Annotated in this window: 14 protein-coding genes; 7 read left to right on the forward strand and 7 right to left on the reverse strand. The window is 70.3% G+C overall.

Translation table 11 applies throughout. The annotated features are described in order from the left end of the window. The first annotated feature begins 25 nt into the window (after positions 1-25). Positions 26-628 carry a hypothetical protein gene (locus tag ACWEMY_RS06285; RefSeq protein ID WP_452389105.1) on the forward strand — a complete coding sequence of 201 codons (603 nt, stop codon included), beginning with the start codon at positions 26-28 and terminating at the stop codon, positions 626-628. Positions 629-631: 3 nt separating this feature from the next. On the opposite strand, the gene ACWEMY_RS06290 is transcribed toward ACWEMY_RS06285, so the two are convergent. Next, positions 632-1,795, reverse strand: a complete 1,164-nt coding sequence (locus ACWEMY_RS06290; RefSeq protein WP_452389106.1) for a hypothetical protein — start codon at positions 1,793-1,795, stop codon at positions 632-634. 186 nt (positions 1,796-1,981) lie between these two features. Here ACWEMY_RS06290 and ACWEMY_RS06295 point away from each other — a divergent pair, with 186 nt between their 5' ends. From ACWEMY_RS06295 to ACWEMY_RS06305, 3 genes are all read left to right on the forward strand, one after another. After that, a complete protein-coding gene (locus tag ACWEMY_RS06295; RefSeq protein ID WP_452389107.1) occupies positions 1,982-2,344 on the forward strand; it encodes a hypothetical protein in 363 nt (120 codons plus the stop codon). A gap of 300 nt (positions 2,345-2,644) precedes the next feature. Then, a complete protein-coding gene (locus ACWEMY_RS06300; RefSeq protein ID WP_452389108.1) occupies positions 2,645-4,123 on the forward strand; it encodes a serine/threonine-protein kinase in 1,479 nt (492 codons plus the stop codon). Then, entirely contained in the window at positions 4,120-4,749 is a 630-nt protein-coding gene (locus ACWEMY_RS06305) for a hypothetical protein (protein WP_452389109.1), read from the forward strand. The genes ACWEMY_RS06300 and ACWEMY_RS06305 overlap by 4 nt, the downstream gene beginning before the upstream one ends. Before the next feature lie 63 nt (positions 4,750-4,812). Here ACWEMY_RS06305 and ACWEMY_RS06310 read toward each other — a convergent pair whose 3' ends face one another. The 5 genes from ACWEMY_RS06310 to ACWEMY_RS06330 form a co-directional block, all read right to left on the reverse strand. Further along, positions 4,813-8,589: a multifunctional oxoglutarate decarboxylase/oxoglutarate dehydrogenase thiamine pyrophosphate-binding subunit/dihydrolipoyllysine-residue succinyltransferase subunit gene (locus ACWEMY_RS06310; protein WP_452389110.1), complete on the reverse strand. Its 3,777-nt coding sequence runs from the start codon at positions 8,587-8,589 to the stop codon at positions 4,813-4,815. Between the two features lie 126 nt (positions 8,590-8,715). Beyond that, positions 8,716-12,345: an ABC transporter ATP-binding protein gene (locus tag ACWEMY_RS06315; RefSeq protein ID WP_452389111.1), complete on the reverse strand. Its 3,630-nt coding sequence runs from the start codon at positions 12,343-12,345 to the stop codon at positions 8,716-8,718. Then, positions 12,315-13,097 carry an ABC transporter permease subunit gene (locus ACWEMY_RS06320; RefSeq protein WP_452389112.1) on the reverse strand — a complete coding sequence of 261 codons (783 nt, stop codon included), beginning with the start codon at positions 13,095-13,097 and terminating at the stop codon, positions 12,315-12,317. Before ACWEMY_RS06320 ends, ACWEMY_RS06315 begins: the two co-directional genes overlap by 31 nt. Next, the gene (locus ACWEMY_RS06325) at positions 13,094-14,065 is read right to left on the reverse strand and encodes an ATP-binding cassette domain-containing protein (RefSeq protein ID WP_452389113.1); all 972 of its coding nucleotides are present in this window, start codon (positions 14,063-14,065) and stop codon (positions 13,094-13,096) included. Before ACWEMY_RS06325 ends, ACWEMY_RS06320 begins: the two co-directional genes overlap by 4 nt. After that, complete coding sequence (locus ACWEMY_RS06330; protein WP_452389114.1) at positions 14,062-14,805, reverse strand: hypothetical protein; 744 nt, start codon at positions 14,803-14,805, stop codon at positions 14,062-14,064. The genes ACWEMY_RS06325 and ACWEMY_RS06330 overlap by 4 nt, the downstream gene beginning before the upstream one ends. 92 nt (positions 14,806-14,897) lie before the next feature. Here ACWEMY_RS06330 and ACWEMY_RS06335 point away from each other — a divergent pair, with 92 nt between their 5' ends. Both ACWEMY_RS06335 and ACWEMY_RS06340 read left to right on the forward strand, forming a co-directional pair. Then, entirely contained in the window at positions 14,898-15,692 is a 795-nt protein-coding gene (locus ACWEMY_RS06335) for an enoyl-CoA hydratase/isomerase family protein (RefSeq protein ID WP_452389115.1), read from the forward strand. Between the two features lie 81 nt (positions 15,693-15,773). Beyond that, a complete protein-coding gene (locus ACWEMY_RS06340) occupies positions 15,774-17,018 on the forward strand; it encodes a class I adenylate-forming enzyme family protein (RefSeq protein ID WP_452389116.1) in 1,245 nt (414 codons plus the stop codon). A gap of 44 nt (positions 17,019-17,062) precedes the next feature. On the opposite strand, the gene ACWEMY_RS06345 is transcribed toward ACWEMY_RS06340, so the two are convergent. Continuing rightward, complete coding sequence (locus ACWEMY_RS06345; protein WP_375929774.1) at positions 17,063-17,806, reverse strand: tyrosine-protein phosphatase; 744 nt, start codon at positions 17,804-17,806, stop codon at positions 17,063-17,065. Positions 17,807-18,208: 402 nt separating this feature from the next. Here ACWEMY_RS06345 and ACWEMY_RS06350 point away from each other — a divergent pair, with 402 nt between their 5' ends. After that, positions 18,209-18,688: a TetR family transcriptional regulator gene (locus ACWEMY_RS06350; RefSeq protein ID WP_452389117.1), complete on the forward strand. Its 480-nt coding sequence runs from the start codon at positions 18,209-18,211 to the stop codon at positions 18,686-18,688. The last annotated feature ends 33 nt before the right edge of the window (positions 18,689-18,721 follow it).

Genomic DNA, 18,721 nt, shown 5'->3' on the forward strand with positions numbered 1-18,721 from the left:
ATTTGTATTGCAAAGGAGGGGTTCGATGCGTGCGATGGTGTTGGGGTTCGTCCGGCTGGAGACGGATATGTGGGTGAGTCTCGTGCGGGTGGTCGCGCGCAGGCCCGACATCGCCGATGGCGTGCCGATTCGGTACGCGGGCGCGGAATCGCCGGTGTTGTGGGCATTCCTGGTGGTGAGCGCGATCGAGATCCCGGCCGTGCACTTTCTCATCCCGTGGGCGCCGGTGCGGATCGTCGCGCTGGTGCTCGGCATCTGGGGAGTGCTGTTGATGATCGGCATGATCGCCGCGCATCATGTCTATCCCCATGTGCTCACCGGCGAGCGGCTGCGCGTGCGCTACCTGCGCCGCACCCGTCTCGACCTGGACCTGCACGAAGTCCGCGCGGTCCACCAGGATCTGAGCGGCTACGACGGGAAATCCTTGCAGCTCAACGGGAATACGCTGGCGGTCGTCGCGGGGAGTTCGACGAACGTTCGCCTCGACCTCGTCGAGCCCCGGACCTTCATGACACCGCACGGCGAATTCACGGCATCGGTCGTCGCGTTCTGGGCCGACGATCCCGGCGCGGCGGTGTCGGCGATCCGCGCGGGAATCGCGGTGAGCCGCACCGGGCGTGACGGCTGAGGACTACTTGTGCCCGCCGCCGTGATCGTGGCCGGTGGCGCAGGTGTCGGTGCGGCGGCCGTCGGCGGCGGCCTGGCCCGCGCCGTGGCCTTCCAGCGCGGCGAAGGGTCCGCACTGGTGGGGTGCGATCCAGACGTGGACCATCGGGTTGCCGGAGCCGGGATTGATGGAGTTGGGCGGGCAGTTGCCCTGCTCGTCGGTGACGCCGGCGACCTGGGGACCGTTGTCGCCCGCGCGCCAGCAGAGGTTGTCGTGGACGTGCCACTGCATGAGGGCGCCACCGTAGTCGACCAGGTCGGGGTCGTCGATCTTCTTGCCCTTGGCGATGTACATGGCCGAGACGAGCGTGCGGTTCGTGCCGTCGACCCGGTAGACCAGCGATTCGGGGCGGGTGGCGTCGAGGAAGGCGTCGTCGCGGATATAGCCGGTGTTGATGAAATGCTCGTAACCGGTGGCGGAGTCGCCGATCGAGCGGAAGCCGAGGGCGCCGACGGTGGTCACGTCGGCGAAGGCGGGCAGGCCGTCGAGGGTGCTGCGGATCAGGGCGGTGGCCCGCTGTTCCTGCTCGGCGGTGACGCCGGGGACGCCGGAGACGTCGACCGGCTGGGTGGGGTCGAACGGGCGCGGCCAGGCGTCGCCGGTGTCGGGATGCTCGCTGTGGGAGTGGTCGTCGCCGGCGGCATGCGCGTGGTCGCCGTCGCCGTGACTGTGCACGTGCCCGACACCGTTGAGCATCGCGGCGAGCGCCAGCACACCGACCGCGGCGGCCGCGATCCCGGACCGCGACGGCGGCAGACCCGCACCGGGCCGCACCAGCCCGACCCCGACCGCGAGCACGGCCAGCGCACCCAGCGCGGCACACACCGTGTCGGCCACCTGCGGTGCCTCCGCGGTCAATCCGGCGATCCACGGCACATCCGCGAACCGGGTGAACACCCACACCGCCGCCGCGAACCCGTTCACCGCGAGCACCGACAGCGCGACCGCCTTGCGTTCGGTCACCAGCACCAGCAGCCCGGTCACACACTGTGCCGCCGCGAGCACCACCATCAGCCGTGCCAGCGTCGCGTGCTCGGTGTGCATGCCCGCCGCCAGGAAATGCACGGCCCCCGCCCCGATCGACGCCATCGCGCCGACCAGCAGGTACCCGTTGCGTGTGCCGGTCATCTCGACTCCTGTCCGTCCGTCCGGCGGACACTACCGGCCGGCCGTGAGCCGCACCGGGGAGCCGGATAAGAGAACTCTGTCAGTTGCGCCACGGGAGGGCCGTCGGCTCGGTGCGGGTCTAGTGTCGTCCCGGTGGGGGACATTCGGCGAAGCGCAAAAGCGGGAGGCGGCGGCCTGGTCCCCGCCGTGATCGGGTTCGTTCTCGGGCTGCTGGTACTGGCGATGGTCATGGTGCTGGACAGCCAGATCCACCCACACCGCGTCGTCGACCAGAACCGGCAGCCGGATTCGGTCAGCTACGCCGACGGGTCGACCCACTACGTGGCGATCTACGAGACACGCACCTTGCTCGGCAGGGACCGCCACCACCAGATCTATTCCGGCCGCGACCCGGCCCTGGCCTACGGCCACTTCGTCCGCGTCGACTTCACCGGCACCGACAACCTGGAATTCGCCGCGGTCGACTGGCTTCCCGAAGGCGTCCGTCTCCGCTTCGATTCCGGCCACGAACTGTTCATCCCCGCCGAGAAGTTCATCGGCGGCCGCTGAACGGCGGCCGAGCGGTTACCAAAGAAATTGTGGGACTGCGGGATTCGTGGTTTGCTATGCGTTTCCGATCCTCGGGACCGTGTAAGAGGAGGCGGCCGCTTCCGTGCGGGACCGCTGTGGTGGCGGGGCGGACTGCGGCGGACGCCGGGTGAATCGTGTCGGCCCGCGCCGACGGTGTCGTGCGGTGGCCCACCAGGGGACGTGAGTTGCCCGGGCCATCGCAGGCACCTAGATTCGATCCGACCCAGGGGTGTCGGGCGATGTCGCGCCCTGGACGGCGGCGGTAGAAGGTGGGCAGGGGTGGAACGCGGAACACTGTTCGCCGGTTACACGATCGAACGGCTCCTCGGCACCGGCGGGATGGGGGCGGTGTATCTCGCCGGGCACCCGCGGCTGAACCGCCGGGTCGCGATCAAGGTGCTGGGCCACGGGCTGTCGCTGGACAGCAAGGCGCGCAACGCCTTCGAGCGTGAGGCGACGGTCGCCGCGCGGCTCGAGCATCCCAATATCGTCTCCGTCTACGATCGCAGCGGTCCGCAGGACCCGGTGCTGTGGCTGTCGATGAAATATGTCGCGAGTGGGGACGCGATCGGTCTGCTCGAGGCCGAGCCCGGCGGGCTGAACCCGGCCCGGGCCCTGCGTCTGATCCAGGGTGCCGCCGCGGCGCTGGACTTCGCGCACGAACAGGGTGTGCTGCATCGCGACGTCAAACCCGCGAACCTGCTCGTCGAACGGGACGCCGCGGGCCGGGAAACGGCGCTGCTCACCGACTTCGGCATCGCCCGTACGCTCGACGACACCGTCACCCTGTCCGGGATGGCGGCGACCTTCGCCTACGCCGCACCCGAACGGTTCCACGGGGCCACGGTGGATCATCGGGCCGACATCTACTCCCTCGGCTGCACGCTGTTCCAATTGCTCACCGGCCGCACACCTTTCCCGCGCGGCGATCAGGCCGCCGTCATCGCCGCGCACCTCGGCGCGCCACCGCCACGCCCCTCCGAGCTCCGGCCGGAGCTGCCGCGCGGCATCGACGCGGTCATCGCGACCGCGATGGCGAAACGGCCCGAGGATCGATTCGCCCGCTGTGCCGATCTCGCCGCCGCGGCGACCAGGGTGTTCGAACCCACGGCACCGTCCCCGAGCAGTTCGCCCGCTGTCGCGGCCGGGTCGCCCGATCCGCGGTGGAAACGGCGCGGGCCGCTGCTGCCCTGGGCGCTCACCGCCGTGCTGACGGCGGCCACGGTCGCCCTGCTGGTCGTCATGACCACCACCGACCTGATCCGTGGCGAACCGGCCCGGGTCTACACCACGCAGAGTGTCGCGAACGCCTGTGAGCTGCTCGATCCGGCTGCCCTCGAACAGCTCGGCGGGTCGGCGCCCGAATCACCCGTGCACTCCGAATCCGTTGACTCCGATCCGTATTCGAGTCATCACTGCTCGATCTCCTACCGCGGTCTCGGGGTCACCGTGCTCGCCAAGGTCGTGAACGACGGCCACAGTGCCGAGGCGTTCTTCCACAGCGACCGGGAGTCGGCACGCGTGTCGGCGACCGGCACGCCTGCGGGGGAGCGCACGCTCGGGGTCGGTGACGATTCCTACCTCTATGTCCGCCGTCTGGCCTTCATGTACGGCCCGACCTGCGAGTTCGGCCTCTTCGACGACAACGTGGTCGTCGCGGTCACGCTGCACACGCCCGCGAAGACGACCGTGGACGACGCGGAGATGGCGCGTGCCTGTGAGCAGCAGGGACGAGCACTCTGGGAGCGCCTCGCATGACGCCACGACGACGGTTGTCGATGCCCTGGCTGGTCGCCTCGGTGTCGGCCTGCGCGCTGGTGGTGGTCCTCGTGATCGCCGCCGCGATGTGGCTGGGGCGCGGGGCGCAGGACTCGTCCTGGATACCGGGCACGCCGATCGACACCCCGGCCTCGCGTAAGTACCGCGAACTGGAGCCCGGCGATCACTGCGAGCTGATGGATCTGGCGGAACTCACGCGTCGCGGCAGCGCCGAATGGCGGCAAAGCGACGGGGAGCCCCTCGGTTCGACCGGCTTCTGCTCCGGCACCTTCGGTGATCTCACCGTGTCGCTGACCCTGAAGGTCACGCGGGCGGATGGTGATCGGCGACGGCAATACGACAACTTCACCTACCTCGTCGGCGACCGTATCTCGGACCCGGACACGAGTTTCGAATACCTGGCCGGGCTCGGCGAAGACGCGTTCGTGCAGGAGAGCGCCAACGAGGACGGGCGCGCGGTGACGCAGGTACGCATCGGTGTGCTCGACGAGAACGTGTACGTGGACACCACACTGACGGTCCGCGGCAACCGGATCGGCCGCGCCGAACTGCGCGGGCTCACCGAACAACACGTCCGCACGGTCCTGCGGAACCTGCTGGCCTGACAACGGCCGACGCCGGGTGGATCGTGGTGATCCACCCGGCGTCGGCCGTTGTGCTGGAAGAGATTACGTGGTCGGCTCGAAGGCCTCGGCGATGATCTCGGCCTGTTCCACGGCGTGGACCTTCGACGAACCCGAGGACGGGGCCGACATGGCGCGCCGGGAGATGCGGCGCAGCTTGCCGAGGTGGTCGGGCAGGACCTCCGGGAGGTTGAGGCCGAAGAAGGGCCAGGCGCCCTGGTTGGCCGGTTCCTCCTGGACCCAGGCGATGTCGGTCGCGTTGGGGTACTTGGCCAGTGCCTCGTTGAGGCGGTAGGTCGGGATCGGGTAGAGCTGTTCGATCCGGACGATGGCCACGTCCTCGCGCTTGTGCTTGGCCTTCTCGGCGGCCAGCTCGTAGTAGAGCTTGCCCGAGGTCAGCAGGATGCGCTTGACCTTGGCGGTGTCGCCGACGCCCTGCTCGTAGGTGGGCTCGTCGAACACCGAACGGAACTTCGACTCGGTGAAGTCCTTGATGTCGGAGACCACGGCCTTGTTGCGCAGCATCGACTTCGGGGTGAAGACGATCAGCGGACGGCGGATGCCGTCGAGGGCGTGGCGGCGCAGCAGGTGGAAGTAGTTCGCCGGAGTCGAGGGCACCGCCACGGTCATCGAGCCCTCCGCGCACAGCTGCAGGAAGCGCTCGATGCGGCCGGAGGTGTGGTCGGGACCCTGGCCCTCGTGGCCGTGCGGCAGCAGCAGCACCACGTCGGAGAGCTGGCCCCACTTGGCCTCACCGGAGGAGATGAACTCGTCGATGATCGACTGCGCGCCGTTGACGAAGTCACCGAACTGGGCTTCCCACAGCACCAGGGCGTTCGGATTGCCCAGGGAGTAGCCGTATTCGAAGCCGACCGCGGCGTACTCGCTCAGCGCCGAGTCGTGCACCGCGAACCAGCCCGGCTTCTCCGAGCCGATGTTGTGCAGCGGGGTGTACTCGTCGGCGTTGACGCGGTCGATGATCACCGCGTGGCGCTGGGTGAAGGTGCCGCGGCGCGAGTCCTGACCGGTCAGGCGCACGTCGTGGCCCTGGTCGATCAGCGTGCCGAAGGCCATCAGCTCGGCGAAGGCCCAGTCGACCTTGCCCTCGTAGGCCATCTCGCGGCGCTTCTCCAGCACCGGCTTGACGCGCGGGTGCACGTTGAAGCCGTCCGGCGGGGTGTTGAACGCGTCGCCGATGCGCTGCAGGATCGACTTGTCGACGGCGGTCTGCACGGTGGCAGGCACCTTCTGGTCGTCCTCGACCGACTCCGAGGGCTCCGGGCTGTACTTCTCCAGCTCGCGGACCTCGTTGAACACGCGCTCGAGCTGCCCCTGGTAGTCGCGCAGCGCGTCCTCGGCCTCCTTCATGGAGATGTCGCCACGGCCGATCAGCGATTCGGTGTAGGCCTTGCGGACCGAACGCTTGGTGTCGATGACGTCGTACATCTCCGGCTGGGTCATCGAGGGGTCGTCGCCCTCGTTGTGCCCGCGGCGGCGGTAGCAGACGAGGTCGATGACGACGTCCTTGCGGAACTTCTGGCGGAAGTCGACCGCCAGGCGCGCGACCCAGTCGCAGGCCTCCGGGTCGTCACCGTTGACGTGGAAGATCGGCGCGCCGATGAACTTCGCGATGTCGGTGGAGTACTCGGTGGAGCGGCTGTTCTCCGGCGCGGTGGTGAAACCGATCTGGTTGTTCACCACGATGTGGATGGTGCCGCCCACGCGGTAACCACGCAGACCCGAGAGGTTCAGCGTCTCGGCGACCACGCCCTGACCGGCGAACGCGGCGTCACCGTGCAGCATCAGCGGCATGACCGAGAAGCCGTCGGGGCCGTCGCCCTTGTCGAGCAGGTCCTGCTTGGCGCGCACCAGACCCTCGAGAACGGGGTCGACCGCCTCCAGGTGCGAGGGGTTGGCGGTGAGCGAGACCGCGATCTCGTTGTCGCCGAACATCTGCAGGTACTGGCCGTGCGCGCCGAGGTGGTACTTCACGTCGCCGGAGCCGTGGGTGGCCGCCGGGTTCATGTTGCCCTCGAACTCGGTGAAGATCTTCGAGTACGGCTTGCCGACGATATTGGCCAGCACGTTGAGGCGGCCGCGGTGCGGCATACCGATGACCACTTCGTCCATCGCGTACTCGGCGCACTGGTCGATGGTGGCGTCCATCATCGGGATGACGGCTTCGGCGCCCTCGAGCGAGAAACGCTTCTGGCCGACGTACTTGGTCTGCAGGAAGGTCTCGAACGCCTCGGCGGCGTTGAGCCGGTTCAGGATGTACTTCTGCTGCGCGACAGTCGGTTTGACGTGCTTCTGCTCGACCCGGTCCTGGATCCACTGCAGCTGGTCGGTCTCGAGGATGTGGGTGTACTCCACACCGACGTGGCGGCAGTAGGCGTCGCGCAGGATGGAGAGCACATCGCGCAGCTTCATCCGCTCCTGGCCGTGGAAACCGGCCACGTTGAAGGTGCGGTCGAGGTCCCACAGGGTCAGGCCGTGCTGGGTGACGTCGAGGTCGGGGTGGCTGCGGAACTTGTCCTTGACCAGGCGCAGCGGGTCGGTGTCGGCCATCAGGTGACCACGGTTGCGGTAGGCCGCGATCAGCTCGAGCACGCGGGCGCTCTTGTCCACGCCGCGCTCGCTGATGTCCTTGCGCCAGCGGACCGGCTCGTACGGCACGCCCAGGCCGTGGAAGATCTCGTCGTAGAACTCGTCGGAGATCAGCAGGTTGTGGATGGTCCGCAGGAAGTCGCCGGACTCGGCGCCCTGGATGATGCGGTGGTCGTAGGTCGAGGTGAGCGTCATCAGCTTGCCCACGCCGATGTCGGCGATGCGCTCGTCGCTCATGCCCTGGAACTCGGCCGGGTACTCCATGGCGCCCGCGCCGACGATCGCGCCCTGGCCCGGCATCAGGCGCGGCACCGAGTGCACGGTGCCGATGGTGCCCGGGTTGGTCAGCGAGATGGTGACGCCGGAGAAGTCGTCGGCGCCGAGCTTGCCCTCGCGGGCGCGGCGGACGATGTCCTCGTAGGCGGTGTGGAACTGGCCGAAGCTCATGTCCTCGGTGCCCTTGATGGCCGCGACCACCAGCGAGCGGTTGCCGTCCTTGCCCGCGAGGTCGATGGCCAGGCCCAGGTTGGTGTGGGCGGGGGTGACCGCGTTGGGCTTGCCGTCGATCTCGGCGAAGTGGCGGTTCATGTTCGGGAACGCCTTGACCGCCTGCACGATCGCGTAGCCGAGCAGGTGGGTGAAGGAGATCTTGCCGCCGCGGGTACGGGCCAGGTGGTTGTTGATCACCAGGCGGTTGTCGATCATCAGCTTGGCCGGGATCGCGCGCACCGAGGTGGCGGTGGGGATGGTCAGCGAGGCCGACATGTTCTTGGCGATGGCGGCGGCCGGGCCACGCAGCACCTTGGACTCGTCGGCGGCCGCGGCGGCCTTGGGCGCGGTGGTGGCCGGTGCGTTCGACACCGGGGCAGGGGTGGTCTGCGGCGCGCGCACGGTCGCGGGCTTGGGCGCGGCGGCCGGGGCGGGCTTCGCCGCCGGTGCCGGCTTCGCGGCGGGCGCGGGCTGCGGCGCGGCGGCCTTCGGCGCGGGCGCTGTCGCCACGGCCGTCTTGGGCGCTGTCGCGGCCGCGGCGGCCGGAGCCTGCGGCTGGCTGTTAGCGGACTCGCTCGCTTCGGGGGTGTAATCCGCGAGGAACTCGTGCCAACTGGCGTCGACCGAGGACGGGTCCTGTTTGAACTTCTGATACATCTCGTCGACTAGCCACTGGTTCTGTCCGAACTGGGAAGTTGAGCTGCTCACAGCTGGTGTTCGCCTCATTTCGTTCTTCGCGCTGCGACGTTTGTGACGTGCCCGGCAGGGGTATCAGCGGATGGCTGCCGATGCGCCCTCACCGAGCATATGCCCAGCGGCATATCGGCGTTGCTACTGACCCGATCTCCTCACCTACGACCGGTCCCGCGCCGACAGTATTCCCTCGGTGCCCGCACCCGCCGCCCAGAGTCGCGCGTAACGACCGTCGCGGTCGAGCAGTTCCCGGTGCGTCCCGAATTCGATGACACGTCCGGAATCGACCACGCCGATCAGGTCGGCGCGCGCGGCCGTGGCCAGCCGGTGCGCGACCACGACGGTGGTCCGGCCCCGGGCCAGTGATCGGCTCGCTACCAGCACCGATGCCTCGGCTTCGGGGTCGAGGGTGGAGGTGGCCTCGTCGAGCAGCAGCAGGTCGGGATCGACCAGTTCGGCCCGCGCCAGGGCGACCAGCTGACGCTGTCCGGCGGACAGGCCACGCCCGCGTTCACCGACCGGCTGGTCCATTTTCCGGGGTAATCCGGCGATCATTTCGGCCGCGCCGACATTCGCGGCCGCGGTGCCGATGTCCACTGCCGAGGCGAAAGGTTGCCCGAATGCGATGTTGCTCGCCACGTCACCGGTGAACAAGTGAGCTTCCTGAGGCACAATTCCCAGCCGCCGCCGGTAGTCGGTGAGCACAAATTTACGTAGTTCGACCCCGTCGACCCGGATCGAGCCCGCCGCCGGGTCGTCGGGCAGGTCGTAGAGACGGGCCAGCAGCTTCACGATCGTCGACTTGCCCGCGCCGGTCGCGCCCACCAGCGCCAGCGTCGCGCCCGCCGGAACCGTGAAGGAGACGTCGTCGAGGGCGGGCGTGCTCGCGCCCGGGTAGCGGAAGCCGACCCGGTCGAAGACGATCTCGCCGTCGAGGCGGGTGACCGGCAGCGCGTCGGGGGGATCGGCGGCGATCGAGGACTCGGTGCGCAGCAGCTCACCGATGCGGCGCAGGCCGACCCTGGCCTGCTGGTAGCCGTCGAAGACCTGGGACAGCTCCTGGATCGGGCTGAACAGCAGCCCGAGATAGAGGACGAAGGCGACCAGGGTGCCGGTGCTGGTTCGCCCGTCGGCCACGGCGGTGGCACCCAGGTAGACCACCACCGCCAGCGCGACATCGGCCCAGGCCAGGCCGAAGGAGAAATAGGCCGCGATGGCCCGCTGGGCGCGCACGCGGGCGTCACGGTAGCGGTGCGAGTACTCGGCGAAGCGGCGCGCGGCGACCGGCTCGTTGCGCGCGGCCTGCACCGCCCGCAGGCCCGCGATGTTCTCCTGGAAATCGGCGTTGACCACCGAGACCCGCTCGCGCGAGACGGTGTAGGCGCTCGACGAGACGCGCCGGAAGGCCAGTGTGGCCAGCAGCATGGGCGACACGGTGGCCAGCACCACCAGCGCCAGCCCGGCGTCGATGAGTACCAGCCCCACCGCGACGCCGACCAGGGTGATCATCGCGACCAGCCCGGTCGCCACGCCGGTCTGCAGGAAGGTCGACAGGGCGTCGACGTCGGTGGTCATCCTGGTCATGATCCGGCCGGACAGTTCGCGCTCGTAGTAGTCGAGGCCGAGCCGCTGCAAGTGCGCGTAGCTGCGCACCCGCAGACCGAACAGCACCCGCTCACCGGTGCGCGCGGTGAGCACGGTGACCGCCGCGCCCACGGCCAGTCCGGCCAGCACCAGGCCGATCCCGGCGATCCCGGCGACGGCCAGCGCGGTGCCGTCGCCCGCGGTCACGCCGGTGTCGATGGCGTAGCGCACCAGCGGCGGGAAGGCGACGCCGATCAGCGCGTCGGCGGTGAGCAGGGCCATCACCGTCAGCACCAGCCCGCGCACCGGGCGCAGCAGCGCGCGCAGGCCGAAATCGGGCTGCGGCGCGCGCAGGTCACCGGGCAGCCGGGGCGCTTCGGTGGCCGGGGGCAGGGCGTCGACGGCGGCGCGCAGTTCGGGGGTCTCGCTGAGTTCGGTGGCGGTGGCCGACATGGTGCGCGGCTTGCCGAGGTCGGTGCGCGGCCGGTCGGCGGCCGCCGGGCTCGGCACCACGGAGACGGCGGGGGCGGGTAACCGGATGACGCGGTCGGCCCTGGCCAGCGTGGACTCGCGGTGGGCCAGGATCAGCGTGGTGCGCCCGCCGGGGTCGGGCAGACGGCGGAAGATCTCGGCCTCGGTGACGGCGTCCACGGCGGAGGTGGCGTCGTCGAGCACGAGCACACGCGGGCGCGTCAGCAGCACCCTGGCCAGGGCGATGCGCTGACGCTGCCCGCCGGAGAGGGTGAGGCCGCGTTCGCCGATCACCGTGTCGTAGCCCTCGGGCAGCGCGGCGATGAACTCGTCGGCGGCGGCCGCGGTGGCGGCGGCCCTGATCTCGGCGTCGGTGGCCTCGGGGCTGCCCAGCGCGATATTGGCGGCGATGGTGTCGGAGAACAGGAACGGGTCGTCGAAGACCACGCCGAGCGCGCCGCGCAGGTCCTCGGCGCGCAGGTCGGCCAGGTCGGCGCGGGTGCCGTCGGCGCCGACGAGGCTGATCCGGCCCGCGTCGGGGGCGTAGAAGCGGGGCAGCAGCAGCGACAGGGTGGACTTGCCCGACCCGGCCGGGCCGATGATCGCCACGGTCTCGCCGGGACGCACGGTGAGGTCGAGTTCGCGCAGCACCGGCTGTCCGGGATCGAAGCCGAAACGCACCGCCTCGAACTCGATGCCCAGCGGGCCCGGCGGCAGGTCGACCGGCTGGTCCGGGTCGACCAGCACCGGCGCCGCGTCGATCACCTGGAACACCCGGTCGACGGCGGCCTTGGTGAGCTGGCCCATGATCACCACCGAGGTGATGGTGCGCGCCGAGGCCGTCATGGTGGCGAGGTAGGCGGTGAAGGCGAGGAAGGTGCCCACACCGATGGCACCGTGCCGGGCCAGCACACCGCCGACGATGATCACCGCGACCAGCCCGGCCTGCGGCAGCGCCGAGACGACCGGCGCGAAACGGGCATTGATCCGCGCGGCGCGCAGCCGCTCGGCGAACAGCGCGCGGCCGTGGTCCTCGAGGATGTCGACCATCCGGGCCTCCTGCCCGAAGCCCTTCACCACGCGCACCCCGGTGACCGTCTGCTCGACGTGTTCGGCGAGGTCGGCGGCGCGCTGCTGGGCCGACCAGGTCGCGGCGTAGAGGCGGGGCCGCACTCGCAGCACGACCACCACCATCGCGGGCGCCACCAGCAGCGCGGCCAGGGCCAGCGGCGGGCTCAGCCACACCATCACCACCGCCGAGAGCACGAACTGCAGCACGGCCAGCCCCGACCAGGGCACCATCGCCAGCAGGCCCTGCACCAGTTGCAGGTCGGTGATCGAGCGCGAGACCACCTGTCCGGTGCGGATCGCGTCCTGGCCCGCGCCGTCGAGACGTTGCAGCGCCGACAACAGGTCCACCCGCAGGGTGTGCTGCACCTCCAGCGAGAGCTTGCCCGCCCAGAGCCTGCGCGCGAAGGTCGCGGCGAAGCGGCCCACCGCGAGCAGCGCCAGCAGCGCGGCGGCGCCACCGATCACCGCGGTATCGCCCGCCTGGGCGGCGTCGACGGCGCGCTTGGTGGCCAGCGGTGCCGCGATGGCGACCACCGCGCCCGCCAGCACCGACAGCGTGATGCCCGTGAGCAACCGGGGATGACCCAGGCACTGCCGCCAGAGCCTGCGGATCCAGCCCGCCTCGGCGCGCACTACAGGTCGCGGGTGCGCAGGTCCCACCATCCGGCGGCACCGACCGCGGCGGTCCACAGCACCAGCACGACCAGGGCGGCAGGCGTCGGCGCGAAGACCTCGGCCTCCTGGAACGACCCGGCGCTCACCCCGGCGACGGTGGCCGACACGGGCAGGATCGCCGCCATGCCGCCCGCGCCGAAGCCCTTCGCCACCAGCCAGATCAGCGGTTCGAGCACGAAGGCCCAGCCGAGCACGAGCCAGATCGCGCCGCTGAGCGTGCGCAGCAGCAGCCCGAGGCCCGCCCCGAGCACCGCCCAGCACACCGCAACCAGCAGCCCGGCGCCGAGCACCTCGACCAGCTGCCAGCCGAACTCGAACTTGCCGCGCCCGGCACCCAACAGCACCAGGAAACTCGCCAGTTCGGCGACCACCGCGACGGCGAGGGCGAACCCCGCGGTGACCAGGTACTTGGCGGTGACGAGCCGGTCGCGGTCGGGCGAGAGCAGCACCGACAGCGCCATGGTCCGATGCCGGTACTCCCCGCCGGTCGCCGCGATGCCCAGCAGCGCGGCCGCGGCGAACACCGCGATCATCCCCAGGTAGAGGCCGATGGTCGCGGCGCCGGTGGCGGGCTGACCCGTCGGATCGGCGGGCCCCGACATCAGGGCGGTGATCAGCGTGCCGACCAGCGCGAGCACCACCGGCGCGCCGAGCAGCAGCCGGATGCGGGGGACGGCGACGATCTTGCGCGCCTCGGTCTCGGCACCGGGCAGCAGGTCGGCGGGCAGCACAGCGGTCATCGGGGCATCCCATACGGGGTCGGCGCCGGGGCGAAGCCGCCGGGATTCGCGGGTGGGGTGGGGACGTGATGGGCGTGCCTGCGCGGTTTGGTCAGCGAGGCGAGCACCCGGTCGGGATGGATCGGGTCGGACACGATGCTGCCGATGCGCACCTGGGCCGACTCGGCGATCGAGCGGATGGTCGCCTCGTCCGCCTCGGCCACCGCCAGGCGACCGTCGGGCCGCATGACCGCGTCGGTGAAGCCGCGCGCGGCCAGTGCGGTGGCCAGCGCGATCGAGGGCTGCGCGGCCACGACCAGCCGGTCGGGATGACCGCGCCGCAGCTTGGCCGGGGTACCCTGCCAGACCACCGCGCCCTCGCTGAGCACCACCAGCTGATCGGCCACCGACACCACATCGGCGAGCGTGTCGGCACTCACCAGCACCGCGCCGCCGCGTTCGACATGGCCGCGCAGCAGCCCGTGCAGCCAGCCGCGTTCCATCCCCTCGGCCCCGGCGAACAGGTCGTCGAGCACCAGCAGCGGGGGATCGGCCAGGATGGCGATGGCCAGCGCGAGCCTGCTCTGCTGCACCGGATGCAGCCGGGCCACCGGGGTCTCGGCGACCGCGGCCAGCCCGGTGTGTTCGAGTACCGCGGTGACCCGCCGACGCCGCACCCCGACGACCGGGGCGTAGCAGGCCAGCTGATCGCGCACGGTGCGCGCCGGATGTAGTCCGCGCGGGGTGAGTACCCCGCCCATCGCCGCGGGTCCGCTGCCCGGCACGTCGACGGTGATCTCACCGGTCGTCGGCCGCTGTAGGCCCAGCACCATGCGCAGCACCGTCGACTTGCCGGCGCCCGCGGGCCCGACCAGTGCGGTCACCGCACCGGCGGGCACCGCGAAGTCGATACCGTCGACGGCGACCGTCTGCGCGAACTGCTTGCCGACACCGCGCAGGCGGACAGCGTCACCGCGGCGGGCACTCACCGGTTCTTCACCTCGACGGACTCCAGCGCGGGCAGGGGATCGGCATCGATGACATTGTGCAGCGGGGTGGCCCAGCGCGCGGGCGCGGGCCCGAACGCCTTGCGGGCATTGTCGATGGTCACCTTGCCCAGCGCCCGGTTGCCCGCGCCACCGATGGCCGCGCCGATCCCCGCGGGCAGCACCTTGCCCGCCATCAGCGCGGCGCGCTTGGTGATGAACCGTTTGATGAACTGCTGCAGCAGCGAGCTGTTGATGGCCCCGAGACCGGGCACCTTGCCCGCCAGCGCGCCCGCCCAGTTCTTCGACGAGGTGCGCAGGCCCTTCTGCACGATGGCGATGCCGGTGTCACCGAGCACGACGGCCAGCACCATCGCGCGGCGGGCCTCCTTGTTCTCCGGCTCGATGCCGTGCACGTAGGCCTGGGCCAGGGTGAACAGGGCCGAGGCCTCCATGAAGAAGGCGGTCTCCGCGCCGACGGCGCCGAGCGCGGCGAGGGTGCCCACACCGGGGACGGCCGCGGTGGCGCCCACCGCGGCGCCGCTGCCGGTGACGGCGAGCAGGTACTGCTTCTCCAGCCGGGTCACGATCTGGGTGGGGTTTTCCGCCGGATGGCGTTCACGGAGGAATTCGACGTAGCGGCGCACGGCGGGCGCCTGCAGCTTGGAACCGGTGTCGAGTACATCGACCACGGCCTTTTCGATCGCGTTCTTGAACACGGCGTCGTCCTCCTCTTCGCCCAACGAATCGAACTGTAGGGCACTTCCGTGCGGGACAGCTCATCATGTCAACGACCACCGACATCCCGGGGTTCCTCGGGTTCTACGCTGACCGGATGAGTGAAACCAAGGCCACACGTCTGACGCGCGAATTCACCGACGCCGGTGCCGAGATCGCCACGATCACCCTCGCGCACCCGCCGCTGAACCTGTTCGACCGCGCGCTGATCGATGCGCTGATCGCCGATATCGCCGCTGTCAGCGCGCAGCCCCCGCGCGCGCTGCTCATCGACGCCGAGGGCAAGGTCGTCTCCGGCGGCGTGGACGTCAACGTCTTCGACGGGCGCAGCGTCGAGGAGGGCGCGCAGCTGTGGCGCGAACTGTTCGAGCAGATCATCCACCCGATCGAGGCGCTGCCGTGCCCGGTGGTCTTCGCCGCGCACGGGCTCACCCTCACCGCCGCCTTCGAGATCTCGCTGGCCTGCGACATCATCCTGGCCGCCCCGAAGGCGAAGTTCGGGCTGGTGGAGACCGTGGTCGGGCTCACCCCCTCGATGGGCGGCCCGCAGCGGCTGGCCGAGCGCGCGGGCTCGGGCCGGGCCCGCGAGTTCGTGATGACCGGTGACCTCTACGACGCGGCGACCATGGCCGAGTGGGGTGTGGTCAACGCCGTGCACGACGACGTCGCCACCGCCGCGCGCGCCCTGCTCACCCGGCTGGCCGAGGGCCCGACCAAGGCGCACGCGGCCACCAAGCAGATCATCGGGGCCTGGCGTTCCGGCGGTGTGGCACACGCGGATTCGGTGACGCCCGAGGTCTCCGGCGAGCTGTTCGGCACCGCCGACCTTCGTCGCGCGGTGCGCAGTTTCCTTGAGGTCGGGCCGGGCAAGGCGACCTACCGCGGCGAGTGAGCGCGCCGAGTGCCTGACAGCACTGTGATCCACGTCATATAGTTCAGGTGCGGTGCTGCATCGACGTACGTGGAGGTCCGGATGGGTCACAGCGAGCACGAACCGGGCGCGACCATCATCGAGTTCCCCGGCAGCGGTGCGGCCGCGCCGCTGCGACGGGGTGCCGACGGCGTGCTGCGCTACGGCGATCTCAGCCCCGCGCTCACCGAACTGCTCGACCTGCGGGTGCACGCCTTCACCGGACGCGAGGCCGTCGTCGAGGTCGGCGGCCCGCGTCTGACCTATCGCGAACTCTGGTACAGCGCCGCGCGCATCGCCGGTGGACTCCAGTCGCACGGCATCGGTTACGGCGACCGGGTCGCGGTGCACATGCCGACCAGCGCCCGCTGGGTGCAGGCGTTCCTCGGCGCGCTGCTGTCGGGTGCGGTACCGGTGCTGGTGCCCGATGCCCTGCCCGCGGGCGTGGCCGAACGCGTGATCGCCGACGGCAGAGCCGATTTCGTGCTCGGCCCCGAGGGACCGTTGCCCGACGGCACCGCCTACATCGACGACGGCGCCGCCCTCGACGACCCGGCCCTGCTCTGCTACACCGGCACCGCCGCGCGTCAGCCGCTGCCGGCCGGGGTGGAGCTGAGCAACGAAAACCTGCTCTCGGCGGTCTCTTCGGTGGTCGCGGCGCTCGACCTGCCCGCCGACGGCCTGCGCAACCTGGTGTTGCTGCCGCTCGCCCACGCCAGCGGCTGTGTGGACCAGCTGCTGCCGACCTTCGCCGTCGGCGGCACGGTCGTCCTCGCGCCGCGCGCCCGGCGGCTGAGCGAGGTGCTCGACGCCGAACGCGTCGACACCGTCTCGGCCACCCCGCGCATTCTCGCCGGGCTGCTACCGGAACTGGCCGCGCGACAGGCGGGTTCGGCCGTGCGCCGGATCAGCAAGGCCTGTCATCGTTCCGAGCGCGCCGCCGCCGCGGCCCCCGCCACCCTCACCGCCGCCCTGCGCGGCCTGTTCCCCGCGGCCCGGCAGTGGTCGGTCTGGGGCGCCACCGAGACCAGCGGCATCGGCCTGATGGTCGACGACACCGACCTCACCGACACCGGTTCCACCCTCGGATTCGCCTTCGGCGGCACCGAATTGGCCCTGTCCGGCCCCGACGCCGACCGTGGCCGCGGCGAATTGCTCTGCCGCGGACCGAATGTCAGCCGCCGCTACTGGAACGACCCGCTGGCCACCCGCGCCCGCTTCAGCGGCACCTGGTTCCACACCGGCGACCAGGTGAGCATCGACCGCGACGGCCTGGTCCGCGCCGAGAAGCAGGTCAGCGGCTTGTAGCCCGTCCCGAAACCGAACCACCACCCCGCGGCGCCAGCCGCCGATTACACCAGCCGGAGGCGTAGTGCCTCGCGGAGTTCGCCGGTGAGGCCGATCTCGTCGAGGTAGCCCTCGGTGCCGCCGTAGCGCGCGTGCACCGTGGCGTCGGCTGTGCGCAGGTATTCCTCGTGCACGCCGAGCAGGTCCTGGGACAGTGCCGCGCCGTTGCCGATCTTGGGTTCGAGCAGCCGGCGCAGTGGTTCCACGGCGGCGTTGCTGGCGAGGAAGTCGGTGTAGATCGCGTCCTCGGTGACGCCCACCGCGCGCAGGACGGTCGCCACCGCCCAGCCGGTGCGGTCCTTGCCCGCCGCGCAGTGCACCAGCGCGGCGCCCTGGCCCGCGGCGATCGAGCCGGCCAGCCGGGTGATGGCGGTGTGGGCCTCGGGCAGCACCGGGAACTGCCGGTAGACCTCGATCATGTGGGCCTTGGCCGAGGTGGTCGCGGCCTCGTGCGGCGGGGCCTCGTCCATGCGCGAGTCGAACGGGGTGACGTGCAGGCGGACGTCCTCGGGCAGGGTGTCGTGGCCGATGTGGGCGATCTCGGCGTGGCCGCGCAGGTCGTGCACGTCGGTGACCCGCAGTTCTCGCAGGGTCGCCAGTCCTTGCGCGTCGAGTCCGCTCAGCTGGGCCGAGCGCAGCAGCACGCCGGGGCGCACCGTGGCGCCGTCGGCGGTGCGCAGCCCGCCCACATCGCGGAAGTTGAAGGTGCCGCTGAGGGCGAACTGATCGGCAGAGGGGGAGAGAGTCACTTGTCCAGGTTATCGGCGGTTCCGCGCGCGACGCGCCCGAGTTCGTCCAACGGACACGCACTGTGTCGTGTCCGTTCCGTCGGGTGTCGCTGTGTCGTCTCCCACACGCAGGTAGCACCCCGATGTGGACTTGTACAATCGACCAGTATGTGCTTTTCGGCGGGTGGGGGCGCCGGATGTTTTGGAGTGCGAACAAATTCAGGCCGTATGGTCGGTTTTACATAAGGTCGCATTCGGATAACAAAACAATCTTTCAGTCTGAAAAGGACGGCTGAACCAGTTCGTGAATCCAGAAAACCTTCTAAGATCGAGCTCGCTGGATAGGACGATCCGTGATCGAACGACCTGTCTACAGTGCTCGCATCGCCGCGGGCAGCGAAATTTGTTGCCGAGGAGTTGTCGTTGAGCGCCAGTTCTGAACTTACCGAAGCCCCGTTGCGACCTGCCGTCTGCGACGCGGTCGACCAAGCCGCCGCCAGCATCGACGTCACCGGTCTACGGGCCCTGCGGATATTCCTGCACGCGGGCATGAGCGCCTACTGGCCGCTGATCAAGGCCGCGCCGGTGCGCCAGGTCGCCGCCTACGAGACGGCGCTGCAAACCCTGCGGCAACGGTGGTCGGCCTCGGGCGAGACCATCGGCGATCCGACCGCGGCCGCGATGTTCCGCCAGATGGACGAGGAGGCCGTCGCCTTCCTCGGTCTGTGTGCCCAGCGTTCGGGCACCCAGTGGATCGAGCCGCTGGACTCGGTCGCCACCTACCTGGTCTCGGTGCTCTACGGCGCGGTGCTGCGCTGGCTCGCCGACGGCAACGACGAGACCACCCTGGTGGTCATCGACGACCTCGTCGGCTGCCTGACGCTCAAGGCCGCCGAAGTCTGATCGCGCCAATGCTGGACGCCTGACCAATTAGGT

It is taken from the genome of Nocardia sp. NPDC004415 (genome assembly GCF_053602435.1).